General features: G+C 71.1%; 10 protein-coding genes. 5 read left to right on the forward strand and 5 right to left on the reverse strand.

The window, feature by feature from the left end:
• Window positions 1-149 precede the first annotated feature (149 nt).
• A complete protein-coding gene (locus tag ACZ6I3_RS02670) occupies window positions 150-854 on the reverse strand; it encodes a class I SAM-dependent methyltransferase (RefSeq protein ID WP_469411674.1) in 705 nt (234 codons plus the stop codon).
• Window positions 855-934: 80 nt separating this feature from the next.
• The gene (locus tag ACZ6I3_RS02675; protein ID WP_469411028.1) at window positions 935-1,534 is read right to left on the reverse strand and encodes a DUF3043 domain-containing protein; all 600 of its coding nucleotides are present in this window, start codon (window positions 1,532-1,534) and stop codon (window positions 935-937) included.
• Between the two features lie 317 nt (window positions 1,535-1,851).
• Here ACZ6I3_RS02675 and ACZ6I3_RS02680 point away from each other — a divergent pair, with 317 nt between their 5' ends.
• From ACZ6I3_RS02680 to ACZ6I3_RS02700, 5 genes are all read left to right on the forward strand, one after another.
• The gene (locus tag ACZ6I3_RS02680; RefSeq protein WP_469411029.1) at window positions 1,852-2,637 is read left to right on the forward strand and encodes a PspA/IM30 family protein; all 786 of its coding nucleotides are present in this window, start codon (window positions 1,852-1,854) and stop codon (window positions 2,635-2,637) included.
• 23 nt (window positions 2,638-2,660) lie between these two features.
• A complete protein-coding gene (pspAA, locus tag ACZ6I3_RS02685; protein ID WP_215121952.1) occupies window positions 2,661-2,939 on the forward strand; it encodes a PspA-associated protein PspAA in 279 nt (92 codons plus the stop codon).
• A 235-nt stretch (window positions 2,940-3,174) separates the two neighbouring features.
• The gene (locus tag ACZ6I3_RS02690) at window positions 3,175-4,398 is read left to right on the forward strand and encodes a sensor histidine kinase (protein ID WP_469411030.1); all 1,224 of its coding nucleotides are present in this window, start codon (window positions 3,175-3,177) and stop codon (window positions 4,396-4,398) included.
• Entirely contained in the window at window positions 4,395-5,078 is a 684-nt protein-coding gene (locus ACZ6I3_RS02695; RefSeq protein ID WP_469411031.1) for a response regulator, read from the forward strand. Before ACZ6I3_RS02690 ends, ACZ6I3_RS02695 begins: the two co-directional genes overlap by 4 nt.
• Window positions 5,079-5,237: 159 nt before the next feature.
• Window positions 5,238-8,357: an efflux RND transporter permease subunit gene (locus ACZ6I3_RS02700; protein ID WP_469411032.1), complete on the forward strand. Its 3,120-nt coding sequence runs from the start codon at window positions 5,238-5,240 to the stop codon at window positions 8,355-8,357.
• A 64-nt stretch (window positions 8,358-8,421) separates the two neighbouring features.
• Here ACZ6I3_RS02700 and ACZ6I3_RS02705 read toward each other — a convergent pair whose 3' ends face one another.
• From ACZ6I3_RS02705 to ACZ6I3_RS02715, 3 genes are read right to left on the reverse strand one after another with little or no spacing between them, the layout of a single operon-like run.
• Entirely contained in the window at window positions 8,422-9,372 is a 951-nt protein-coding gene (locus ACZ6I3_RS02705) for a hypothetical protein (protein WP_469411033.1), read from the reverse strand.
• Between the two features lie 9 nt (window positions 9,373-9,381).
• Window positions 9,382-9,870 (reverse strand): hypothetical protein, encoded by a 489-nt coding sequence (locus ACZ6I3_RS02710; RefSeq protein WP_469411034.1) that lies wholly within the window; start codon window positions 9,868-9,870, stop codon window positions 9,382-9,384.
• Window positions 9,863-12,322, reverse strand: coding sequence for an SEC-C domain-containing protein (locus tag ACZ6I3_RS02715; RefSeq protein WP_469411035.1), 2,460 nt, complete (start codon window positions 12,320-12,322; stop codon window positions 9,863-9,865). Before ACZ6I3_RS02715 ends, ACZ6I3_RS02710 begins: the two co-directional genes overlap by 8 nt.
• Window positions 12,323-12,609 lie beyond the last annotated feature (287 nt).

The following is a 12,609-nucleotide window of genomic DNA, read 5'->3' on the forward strand; positions in this document are numbered from 1 at the left end:
AGGGGGGGGGGGGGGGGGGGGGGGGGGGGGGGGGGGTGGGGGGGGGGGGGGGGGGGGGTGGGGGGGGGGGGGGGGTGGGAGGGGGGGGGGGGGGGGGCTGGGGGGGGGGCCCCCCCCCCCCCCCCCCACCCCCGCATCCTCCGGCCGCGTCAGCCGCGAACGCCGCACAGGTGCAGCAGCGCCGCCACCCCGCGGTACGGATCCGTCCGCCCGGCCTTCTCCTCCACCGCGAGCAGCGCCTGGACGTCGCCCGGGACCTCCGCGCCGTCCGCCGCCGTGTCCGTGAACACGCGCACCCCGTACCAGGCGTGCAGCGGCGCCCCGATCCCCGCGAGCGTCGACGTCAGGTCCTTCAGCCGGTCGGCCCGTACGGGGAGCCCCAGCCGGTTGCGATAGGCGGTCGTGTCGAAGGCGGTCAGCGCGTCGGACCAGGCGCCGGACAGCCCCGGCCGCAGGGCGAGCGCGTCCCCGTTGCGCACGAGCAGGGACAGCAGTCCGCCGTGCGCGAGCATCCGGGCGAGACCCGCCAGCAGCGGGTCGGGCTCCTCCACGTACATGAGCACGCCATGACACAGGACCACGTCGAAGGCGCCCGGCAGGAAGTGCACACCGGTGTCCCGGCCGTCGCCCTCGATGATCCGCATCCGCTTCCGGATGCCCTCGGGTTCCCCCGCGAGGGACTCCCGGGCCACGGCGACCATCCTCGGGTCCTGCTCCAGACCGGTCACCTGGTGCCCGGCCCGGGCCAGCCGCAGCGCCTGCGTGCCCTGGCCCATGCCGACGTCGAGCACGCGCAGCCGCTGCCCTACCGGGAACCGCCCGGATATCTGTTCGTCCAGCTGCCGGGCGACCAGCTCCTGCCGGACCACATCGCGCAGCCCGACCGGCCCGGTCTCCCGGGCATCCGCCGCGCTCTCGGGGAACGGCGTCGTGGTCAGGGCCGCTCTCCGCGCTTGACCTGCGGCTTCGGCAGCCGGAGCCGACGCATCTGGAGGGAGCGCATCAGGGCGTAGGCGACCGCGCCACGCCTGTTCTCGCCGGCGAACCGCTCGGCCAGCTGCTTCTTCAGACGGAAGGCCGACACGAACGAGTCGAGCACGATCAGCACGATCACCACGAGCCACAGCAGCAGCGCGATGTTCTGCAGCGAGGCCACACGCACCATGCTCAGCACGAGGATGACCACGGCCATCGGCAGGAAGAACTCCGCGATGTTGAACCGCGAGTCGACGAAGTCGCGCGCGAACCGGCGGACCGGTCCCTTGTCGCGGGCGGGCAGATACCGCTCGTCGCCGCTGGCCAGCGCCTGGCGCTGGCGCTCCATCGCGGTACGGCGCTCCGCGCGCTGTCGCTTGGCGGCCTCCTTGCGCGTCGTCGACGTGTTGGCCACGCTGCGGCGCTGCGACTGGGCCGCGCTGCGCTTGGGCGTGGGACGGCCCTTGCGGGCCTCGGGGTGACGGGGCTGACTGGAGTCGGTCTCCGGCGCCTTCACGGCGGCCTGGGCCTTCTCATCCTTCGCACGGCTACGGAACACAAAACCCAAGGGTAAGGGCTTCCGGGCATGGACCCCAGCCCCGTGGGGAACGATCCGGCAACACCAGTCGTCTGTATGGGGACAGAGGGGACGTTGTGTACGGCACCGGTCGTTTCCCGGGACGTACGCCTCCGGTAACCCCGGGGATCACCTACTCCCTACGCCGGAGCGGGGCCGTCCGCAGTCGTCCTTGGGGATGAGCGCATCCGTCCCCGAACAGTGCGGTAATGGATGCAGGGCCCGTACTGTGGGTTCTGTCGCAGGAGCAGCTGCCGGAGTCGGTCAGAAGGGGGCGCGCGAAGCCCATGAGCGGTGTCATGAAGCGTATGGGGATGATCTTCCGCGCGAAGGCGAACAAGGCCCTTGACCGGGCCGAGGACCCGCGCGAGACCCTCGATTACTCGTACCAGAAGCAGCTGGAGCTGCTCCAGAAGGTGCGCCGCGGCGTCGCCGACGTGGCGACCAGCCGCAAGCGCCTGGAGCTGCAGCTCGCCCAGCTGAACAAGCAGTCCTCCACCCTGGAGGACCAGGGCCGTAAGGCGCTCGCGCTGGGCCGTGAGGACCTGGCCCGTGAGGCGCTGTCCCGCCGGGCCGCCCTCCAGCAGCAGGTGACCGACCTGGAGACCCAGCACTCCACGCTGCAGGGCGAGGAGGAGAAGCTCACTCTCGCGGCCCAGCGGCTCCAGGCCAAGGTCGACGCCTTCCGTACGAAGAAAGAGACGATCAAGGCGACGTACACGGCGGCCCAGGCGCAGACCCGGATCGGCGAGGCCTTCTCCGGCATCTCGGAGGAGATGGGCGACGTCGGCCTGGCGATCCAGCGCGCCGAGGACAAGACGGCCCAGCTCCAGGCCCGCGCCGGAGCGATCGACGAGCTGCTCGCCTCCGGGGCGCTGGACGACCCCTCCGGCATGCACAAGGACGACATCCAGGCCGAGCTGGACCGGCTCTCCGGTGGTACGGATGTAGAGCTGGAACTGCAGCGGATGAAGCAGGAGCTGGCCGGGGGCCCGGCCGCCGGGCAGCAGGCCATCGAAGGTGGCACGAGCCAGCAGCAGTCGCAGCAGCAGCCGCAGGACACCCCGCGCTTCGACAAGCAGTAGGGGCCCACGCCTAGGAGGGCGACATGATCGTACGGATCATGGGGGAGGGCCAGGTGAGGCTGGCCGACGGCCACCTCACCGAACTGAACAAGCTGGACGACGAGCTCCTGGCGGAAATGGAGAACGGCGACGGCCCGGCCTTCCGCCGCACCCTCCAGGCCCTCCTGACCAGAGTCCGCGACCTCGGCGACCCCCTCCCCGACGACTCCCTGGAACCATCAGAACTGATCCTCCCGTCCCCGGACGCAACCCTGGAAGAGGTCAGGGACTTCCTCAGCGACGACGGCCTGATCCCAGGCTGACCCCACCGCGCGCATGCGCGCCGCCCCCGCTGCGGGCATGCGTGCCGCTAGGGGCGGCACGGGTGGGCGGTGGGGGTCCCCCCGCTCGAGCGAAGCCGAGAGTGGGGGAGGCACCCCGCCACGCCGGGCTGCGAAACCCCCCGCCCCCAGCCCCCACGCCGAGCACCTCACCCCCGACCTCCTGAACCCCGGCCCCCATACCCCCGCACACCCCGCCCAGCTACCGTAAACAGCCGTGAGCACAATCGCGCGGGTCAGAGTCCAGGCCAAGGCACACCCCCTGGCCGTAGACGCCGTCCTGGCCGCTGCCGTCCTGGCCTGCATGGTCGCCGGCTCCTTCGTGGAACCCCGCCACCACGACACCCCCGTCACCTGGGCCCTGCGAACCCCCGACCCCCTCAGCCTCGTCCTGATGGTCCTCGCCGCCGCCGCCCTGGTCTTCCGCCGCCGCGCCCCCATGACGGTCCTCGCCCTCACCGGCACGTTCTCCGTCATCGAGTCCGTCACCGGCGACCCCCGCGCCCCCGTCGCCATGTCCGCGGTCATCGCCCTGTACACCGTCGCCTCCACCACCGACCGCCCCACCACCTGGCGCGTCGGCCTGCTCACCACGACCGTGCTGACCGGCGCCGCCATGGCCGCCGGCCCCCTGCCCTGGTACGCCCAGGAGAACCTCGGCATCGTGGCCTGGGCCGGCATCGGCGCGACCGCGGGCGACGCCGTCCGCAGCCGCCGCGCCTTCATCCAGGCCATCCGGGAACGCGCGGAAAAAGCCGAACGCACCCGCGAGGAGGAGGCCCGCCGCCGGGTCGCCGAGGAACGCCTGCGCATCGCCCGGGACCTGCACGACGTCGTCGCGCACCACATCGCCCTGGTCAACGTCCAGGCCGGCGTCGCCGCCCACGTCATGGACAAGCGCCCCGACCAGGCCAAGGAGGCGCTCTCCCACGTCCGGGAGGCCAGCCGCTCCGCCCTCAACGAGCTGCGGGCCACCGTCGGCCTGCTCAGACAGTCCGGTGACCCGGAGGCCCCCACCGAACCCGCCCCCGGCCTGGACCGCCTCGACGAACTCGCCGGCACCTTCCGCAACGCGGGACAGCGCGTCGAGGTCGCCCGCACCGACCAGGGCACCCCCCTGCCCGCCGCCGTCGACCTGGCCGCCTACCGGATCATCCAGGAGGCCCTCACCAACGTGCAGAAGCACGCCGGGCCGCACGCCAAGGCCGAGGTCAGCGTCGTACGGGTCGGACCGAACATCGAGATCACCGTGCTCGACGACGGCAGCGGCGAGGACGCCGACCCGGGCAGCGGCGGCGGCCACGGCCTGCTCGGCATGCGGGAGCGCGTCACCGCCCTGCGCGGCACCCTCACCACCGGTCCCCGCTACGGCGGCGGCTTCCGCGTCCATGCGATCCTGCCGGTCAAGAACCGCACACCGACCGGGGAGGACCCCGCATGACCATCCGTGTCCTGCTCGCCGACGACCAGGCACTGCTGCGCAGCGCCTTCCGGGTGCTCGTCGACTCCGAGCCCGACATGGAGGTGGTGGGGGAGGCGTCCGACGGCGCCGAAGCGGTGCGGATGACCAAGGAGCAGCACGCCGACGTCGTCCTCATGGACATCCGGATGCCCGGCACCGACGGTCTCGCCGCCACCCGCATGATCAGCGCCGACCCCGAACTCGCCGACGTCCGCGTGGTCATCCTCACGACGTTCGAGGTCGACGACTACGTCGTCCAGTCGCTGCGCGCCGGCGCCTCCGGCTTCCTCGGCAAGGGCGCCGAGCCCGAGGAACTGCTCACCGCGATCCGCACCGCCGCCGGCGGCCAGGCCCTGCTGTCCCCGGCGGCCACCACCGGCCTCATCGCACGCTTCCTCGCCCAGGACCCCACCGACGACGGCGAGCGCGACCCGGCCCGCGCCGAACGGCTCGACTCGCTCACTGGACGGGAGCGCGAAGTGCTCGTCCAGGTCGCCGGAGGACACTCCAACGACGAGATCGCCGAGCGTCTCGAGGTCAGCCCGCTGACGGTGAAGACGCACGTCAACCGGGCCATGGCCAAGCTGGGTGCCCGGGACCGGGCCCAGCTCGTCGTCACTGCGTACGAGTCCGGACTGGTCCGTCCAAGGGTGGAGTGAGCCCGGCCCGGGTGTACTGCGCCCGGAGTATGCGCGGCATAAGGAAATGGACCTGGGGCCTACGAAACCCCGGCCTCCCATGGCTCAGGGTGTAGGGGCGGGTGCTCATCTGCGCGCTCGCTGCCGCTTCTGCCGCTAACAGAAGAGAGACCCTCACCCATGTCCTGGCTGTCGAAATTCAGCCTCGCGCAACGGGCCCTGATAGGGCTGATGTCGATCATCGCGCTCGTCTTCGGGGCGATCGCGATACCCCAGCTCAAGCAGCAGCTGCTGCCCACCATCGAACTGCCCATGGTGTCCGTGCTGGCGCCGTATCAGGGCGCGTCACCGGACGTGGTCGAGAAGCAGGTCGTCGAACCCATCGAGGACAACCTCGAAGCCGTCGACGGCATCAGCGGCGTCACCTCCACCGCCAGCGAGGGCAACGCCGTGATCATGGCGTCCTTCGACTACGGCAACGACACCAAGCAGCTCGTCGCCGACGTCCAGCAGGCCGTCAACCGGGCCCGCGTCCAGCTCCCGGACGAGGTCGACCCGCAGATCGTCGCCGGTTCCACGGACGACATGCCGACCGTCGTCCTCGCGGTCAGCTCCGAGCGGGACCAGCAGGCCCTGGCGGACCAGCTCGACAAGACCGTCGTACCGGACCTCAAGAGCATCGACGGCGTCGGCCAGGTCACCGTCGACGGTGTGCGCGACCTCCAGGTCGCCATCACCCCCGACAACGCGAAGCTCGCGAAGGCGGGCCTCACTCCGCAGTCCCTCATGCAGGCGCTCCAGGCGGGCGGCGCCACCGTCCCGGCCGGCTCCTTCGACGAGGACGGCGCCAACCGCACGGTCCAGGTCGGCGGCGGTTTCACCTCGCTGAAGCAGATCCAGGACCTGATGGTCACGGGCGAGCCCGGCAAGGGGAAGCCGGTGCGCCTCGGCGCCGTCGCCACGGTGAAGCAGCAGGAGGCCCCGGCCGACTCCATCACCCGCACGGACGGCAAGCCCAGCCTCTCCGTCGCCGTCACCATGGACCGCGACGGCAGCGCGGTCGCGATCTCCGAGGCCGTCCAGGACAAGCTTCCCGACCTCCGCAAGGACCTCGGTTCCGGTGCCGACCTCACGGTCGTCAGCGACCAGGGCCCGGCCGTGTCGAAGTCCATCAAGGGCCTGACCACCGAGGGTGCGCTCGGTCTGCTCTTCGCGGTCCTGGTGATCCTGGTCTTCCTGGCCTCGATCCGCTCCACCCTCGTCACGGCGGTCTCCATCCCGCTGTCGGTCGTCCTCGCCCTGATCGTGCTGTGGACCCGCGACCTGTCGCTGAACGTCCTGACGCTGGGCGCTCTGACGATCGCCATCGGCCGGGTCGTCGACGACTCGATCGTGGTCCTGGAGAACATCAAGCGGCACCTCGGCTACGGCGAGGAGCGCCACTCGGCGATCCTCCTGGCCGTCCGTGAGGTGGCGGGCGCGGTGACGTCCTCGACGCTCACCACGGTCGCGGTGTTCCTGCCGATCGGCCTGGTCGGCGGCATGGTGGGCGAGCTGTTCGGCTCGTTCAGCCTGACGGTCACGGCCGCCCTGCTGGCCTCGCTCCTCGTCTCCCTGACGGTCGTACCGGTCCTGTCGTACTGGTTCCTGCGCCCGCCGAAGGGCACCCCGGAAGACGCGGACGAGGCACGCCGCCTCGCCGAGGAGAAGGAGGCCAAGAGCCGCCTCCAGCGCCTCTACGTCCCCGTCCTGCGCTTCGCGACCCGCCGCCGCCTCACCAGCGTGGCTCTCGCGATCGTCGTCCTCGTCGGCACGTTCGGCATGGCGCCCCTGCTGAAGACGAACTTCTTCGACCAGGGCGAGCAGGAGGTCCTCAGCGTCAAGCAGGAGCTGAAGCCCGGCACCAGCCTCGCGGCGACCGACGCCCAGGCGAAGAAGGTCGAGCAGCTGCTCGCCGACACCAAGGGCGTCAAGGACTACCAGGTCACCATCGGTTCGTCCGGCTTCATGGCCGCCTTCGGCGGCGGCACGGACTCCAACCAGGCCTCGTACCAGGTGATGCTGGACGACTCGGTGCCGTTCGAGGACGTCCAGGACGACATCGAGAAGGGCCTGGCCGGTCTCAAGGGCATCGGCACGACCACCATCGCCGCCGGTGACGGTTTCGGCGCCCAGGACCTCAGCGTCGTGGTGAAGGCCGCCGACGCCGATGTCCTGCGTACGGCGTCCGAGGAGGTCCGCAAGACGGTCGCCGAACTCGACGACGTCACGGACGTCACCAGCGACCTGGCGCAGAGCGTGCCGCGCATCTCGGTGAAGGCCAACGACAAGGCGGCCGCGGCCGGCTTCAACGACCAGACCCTGGGCGCAGCCGTCGCGCAGGCGATCCGCGGCACCAACGCGGCCAAGGCGACCCTCGACGACAGCGAGCGCGACGTCGTCATCCGCTCGGCGAAGCCCGCGCAGACCCTGAAGCAGCTTCAGGACCTGAACCTGGGCGCGGTGAAGCTCGGCGACATCGCGACGGTGAAGCAGATCGACGGCCCGGTCTCCATGACCCGGATCGACGGCCAGCGCGCGGCCACCATCTCCGCGAAGCCGACCGGCGACAACACGGGCGCGGTGAGCACCAAGCTCCAGTCCGAGATCAGCGCGCTGAAGCTCCCGGACGGCGCCACGGCGTCGATCGGCGGTGTCTCCGAGGACCAGGACGAGGCGTTCCTCAACCTGGGCCTGGCGATGCTGGCGGCCATCGCGATCGTCTTCATGCTGCTGGTCGGCACCTTCAAGTCCCTGGTCCAGCCGCTGATCCTGCTCGTCTCCATCCCGTTCGCGGCCACCGGCGCGATCGGCCTGCTGATCGCCACCGGTACGCCGATGGGTGTCCCCGCGATGATCGGCATGCTGATGCTGATCGGCATCGTGGTGACGAACGCGATCGTGCTGATCGACCTGATCAACCAGTACCGCAAGCAGGGCTACGGCGTCGTCGAGGCCGTCATCGAGGGCGGCCGCCACCGACTGCGCCCGATCCTCATGACGGCCCTGGCGACGATCTTCGCCCTGCTCCCGATGGCCCTCGGCATCACCGGCGAAGGCGGCTTCATCGCCCAGCCGCTGGCCGTGGTCGTGATCGGCGGCCTGGTGACATCGACCCTGCTCACCCTCCTCCTGGTCCCGACGCTGTACGCGATGTTCGAACTCCGCAAGGAGCGCCGGGCGAAGAAGCGCGCGGCGAAGAAGGGCCTCCCGGCCCCGCGCACGGAGACGGCGGAGGAGCCGGAGCCGGCCGGGGTGTAGGCGACGGAACCGGGAGCGGGGCGTGCTGCACGGCACGCCCCGCCCTGGTGTTCCTGGCCGAGCCTCACTCCGAGCGTTCGACGAAGCGAGGCTCGGCCGCATATGAGCCGCTCTCGAGATAGTGAGACAGCGCGGCGCCGCTTCCGGGTTCATCGGCAGGGGAGGCAGGCAGCGGCCGACGCAAAGCGTCGTACAACAGTTCACGGTGAACGTCGAAGCAGGCCACGAAGAGCTGGCCGTAGAGCACGGCGGCGCCGAGGGCCCGTAGGTAGGCCGTCACGCAGACTGCCAAGCCCAACGGGAGCGCCCACCACGCCCAGGGCGTCCACATGACGACGAGCAGACCCCATAGCCATGTCTGCGCTGTGGCGCCGAAGCACCGCTGGGCCTCGGCCACCTCCTGCTTCGCCGCATCCGGCAGCAGCAGCCACAGGCGCGGCCAGCAGACCTCGGCGTTCAGTCCGTAGCGGGTCCTCGGCCGGTCCTCGAAGGCGCTGAGGATGCTACCGAGACGGGTGGCCGACTGCCGGGAGTGGTCCTGCTGCGTCTGAAGATGACGGCGGTTGAGATCCGAGTAGGCACGGCGCTGCCGCCAGTCCAGAGCCGCATCCGAAAGCGCCGCGAGGTTCCGCAGCCGTTCGGTGTCTGCATCGATGCGTTGACGGCGGCGCTTCAGCAACGGCCCGTGGAGCCAGTCCAGCCACCGTGGCCAGACGCCCGACAACAGCCGCACCACCGGAGTTGTGAGCCGCTGGGCGGCCAGCGCCGACAGGCTGACTACGACGAGGGGTATCACCACGAGGAGTCCCTGGACGACGGCGGGCAGTCCCCGCACCTGGTCGCCCAACTGTCCGGCGACCGCGGCCAGCCCGTCGCGGCGCAGGGAAGGATCCGTGCGCTTCCAGTGCCAGGCGACCGCCCCCACTGTCCAGAAGAAGAGGGCCGGTGACAGCAGAAGGGCGACCCAGCGCTCCGCCAGCCTGCTTCCCAGCCCGTTCCAGAACTGACCAAGCACGGCCGCCCCCTAGTCCTCGGTGCCGGCGGCCCGGAAGACGAGCGCCACCTCGGGGTGGTCGGGGCAGTACTCGAGTGGCGGCCGCGGATCCTCGACGCTGAGCACCGCCCAGGCGTAGCCGTTGTCCACGGGGCAGACGTAGCGGTCCTTCAGAACGGGTACCGCCGGCGAGTACGTCGGCTGCTCCAGTCCCTTCTCCCTGGTGGTGTCGGGCAGGAGTTCGTCCAGACGGCGCCGGCTGGGCTCGTGGGCGGCGAGCAGGGTGTACAGCTCGTCCTCACGGTCCGCCCTGGCCTTGGGGTCGGTCTCCTCGCGCGCCATGCGCACGAGGTCCGCCAGGAGACCGACCCGCATCTCCGGCTCGGGGGACCGCCGCAGTTCGGACAGGATCTGCTCCGCGACCGCGACGATCTCGTCCTCGGCGCCGGTGATCTCCTCGCCGCGCGCCTGCTCGCCCAAGGCATCCCCCTCGCTCATGTTGACTCCCGGTTCACTCATGGCTCCCTCCGTGGCACGCGAGCACCGGGACGAGTGCGGCGGGCACACCGTCGAGGGGGAACTCCGCCAGGACGCGGTCCAGTTCGTCCCAGGCCCCCCGCAGAGCGTCCCTACCCGCCCCCGGCCTCTTGAAGTCCAGCGAGGACCTGTCCAGATGCCGCACCCGCTCGGCCGCAGCCCGGTGACGGGTGGCCAGGTCCCCGGGAAGAGGCCCGGGCAGCCCCCGGGAAGCGTGGACGAGGAGTTCGTGCACGGCGTCGGCACCGGCCGCGGCGGGGGAGCCGTGGAGCTCGATGCGGGTGCGCGACGCCCGCCGTTGCAGCGGGCGGAACCTGTGGGCCGCCTCCGCACCCCCCGCCAGCCAGATCCGTGCCACCCGCAGCGCGGTCGCTCGAGCGTGGTCGATGGCTTCGGCCGCCTCCTCACCGTCCTCCCGAGTGTGCGCCCACACCGCCCAGTCACAGGCGGCGGCGAACCGGGACCGCAGATCTCCCTGCTCGGGGTACCCGGCGGCGAGCCGATAGGCCTGCAGCGCACCTGGGGCGTCCCCACGCGCGCGCCGCGCGTACGCCAGGCTCCGCAGTTGCGCGGGCAGGGCGGGCCACTGTGCGCGCGGCACGGCCACTGCGAAGTCGGCCAGCTCCTCGGCTCGTTCGAGGTCATCCGGCGATCCGCGGCGCCGAAACCGCTCCAGCAGGCCGTGAGCCAGGTCGTCGATCAGCCGGGGGCGGCTCACGTGGCCGGCCCTCAGTGCCCCGAGTGCGTCCTCCCCGGCGGCTATCGCGGTGTCGTGGTCGGCCGTGTCACCCACGACGCGGCACCACCGGACGAGGAGGAGGCACCGCCATGCCTGGACCAGACCGCGGAACGGCGAGTCTGCCGCGTCCTCCGCCGCGCAGCCGTCCACAGCCTCCACCGCTGCGGCCAGCAGGGGCAGTCGCCGGGCGCGAGGTTCGTCCGTGACCATCGCGACCATGGCCTCGGCGAGACTGCGACGACGCTCCCCGCTCACCGTCTGACCGGCGGGGGTCAGGGCCACGGCCCGCCGAAGCAGGCCGACGGCCCTGCGTATGTCCGCCATGTCGCCCAACCGCTCGTGGCGTGTCAGGTGGGCGACGCCGAGGTTGTTGAGCGCGTACGGGTAGTGCTCCGTGTCGGCGGGCCCCGCGGTGAGGACGCGTTCGTGCACGGCGATCGCGCTGTCGAGGTCGCCGGTCCGGCCCAGGTACTCGTAGCGGAGCCGGAGATTGGCGCCCAGGTGGGTCAGCAATGCCAGGGACTCGCGGTCGTCGGGCAGCGGCAGCCCCAGGGCTTCCTGCAGGGTCCGCACCGCTTCGTCCAGGTCGTGTGCGTCCTGCGCGGCCATCGCCCTGTTGCGCAGCGCCACCGCCAGCTGGCCGTGCCGGAGGGCGCGCGTGCCAGGCTCGGCGTCCTCGTAGCCCACCAGCTCCCGGCGGACGTCGATCTGCCTGTCGAGATCGGTTCCGCTGCCCCATCGGTCGTACCGCTCCGCCAGTGCCTCGGCGAGGGCATCGAGGTACAGGACACGATCCGGCGCGGGGCAGGTCTCGGACGTGCTCTGCAGGATCTCGACGACACGGTCCTGTGACTCGGGTGTTCCGGCCTTCGCGCGCATCAGCCGCAGCAACGCCACGTGCTCGCGCCGGGCGTCGCGTTGCATGGTGGCGTCGAATCCGAGCGCCTGGACCATCGCGGCCAGCACCTCCCCGACGGCCTCCAGATCCGCGTAGCGGCCCTCCGCCTCGTACCGCCGCCAATGTGCCCAGCGCAGCCCGCGCCAACCGTAGTTGCGCTCCCCGGACGGGCGGCCCAGACGCTCGGTCAGCTCGATGGTGCGGCGCCAAACTGCTGCGCCGTCCGCCACCGCCTGTTCGGTGGGGGCCGTGGCGATGCGCCGGTGGAGCCGCGCCGCCTCGCGTACGACGGTGGCCAGCTCTTCGGGGACTCGGTCCTCCTCAGGGACCGGTTCTGTGCTGGACACCTTCCACTCCAGGAGCTCGTCGTATGCTTGCTCGACGCCGATCAGCCGGCAGCGCTCGAGCAGGCGCCCGATCTCCCCGAGCGTGTCCTGGGCCTTGGGATGCCGGCCGTACTTCGGCAGCAGCCCGGCCAGCACCTCCGTGGCCGCCTCGCTCATCAGCACAGGATGTGTCAGTGTGCGTTCGCGTGAGCGCCACCAGTCCGGCTCGGTGAGGAGCTCGGCGATCAGCTCCGTCAACTGTCCTTCCAGTAAGGGCGGGACGGTGAAGCGCACACCGCCACAGCAGTCCTGGTACTGGTCACCTCGCTCGCACCAGCACGGGTCACCGGGCTGCGGTGGCCAGTCGCGACGAGTCTCGCAGGGCCCCATCGCGTAGAGAGTGAAGTGGTCCTTGTCCCAGGGATCCAGCTGTTCGGTACTGCACCATTTCACATAGGTGTCGACTGACACCTGTGCGACCTGGAACCGCTCGGCCAGCAAGGCCAGTTCCCGGAAGAATCCTTCGTGGCGCCGGCAGTACGACGCGAAGTCACCGCTCCATTCGGCAGCGAAAGCAGGCCACAGGCGACGCAGACGATGAAATTCCCGTTCCGGAAGCCACCAGGACGTGACAAGCGGAATCGACAGTTCTTCTTCCTGGCCTTCCGGCACCCGTCACTCCCGCCCCCGGTCGACTGCCCTGATGGGCCCTCAAGGTGCGATTCTGTCAGGCATGCTAGGGGTTCGTCCGTGTCTTC

The organism is Streptomyces sp. NPDC041940 (genome assembly GCF_055589465.1).

Bases quoted from the DNA above. Each gene is read 5' to 3' on its own strand.
- pspAA (WP_215121952.1), top strand. From the start codon at position 2,661: ATGATCGTACGGATCATGGGGGAGGGCCAGGTGAGGCTGGCCGACGGC.
- ACZ6I3_RS02700 (WP_469411032.1), top strand. From the start codon at position 5,238: ATGTCCTGGCTGTCGAAATTCAGCCTCGCGCAACGGGCCCTGATAGGG.
- ACZ6I3_RS02695 (WP_469411031.1), top strand. From the start codon at position 4,395: ATGACCATCCGTGTCCTGCTCGCCGACGACCAGGCACTGCTGCGCAGC.
- ACZ6I3_RS02710 (WP_469411034.1), bottom strand. From the start codon at position 9,870: ATGAGTGAACCGGGAGTCAACATGAGCGAGGGGGATGCCTTGGGCGAG.
- ACZ6I3_RS02680 (WP_469411029.1), top strand. From the start codon at position 1,852: ATGAAGCGTATGGGGATGATCTTCCGCGCGAAGGCGAACAAGGCCCTT.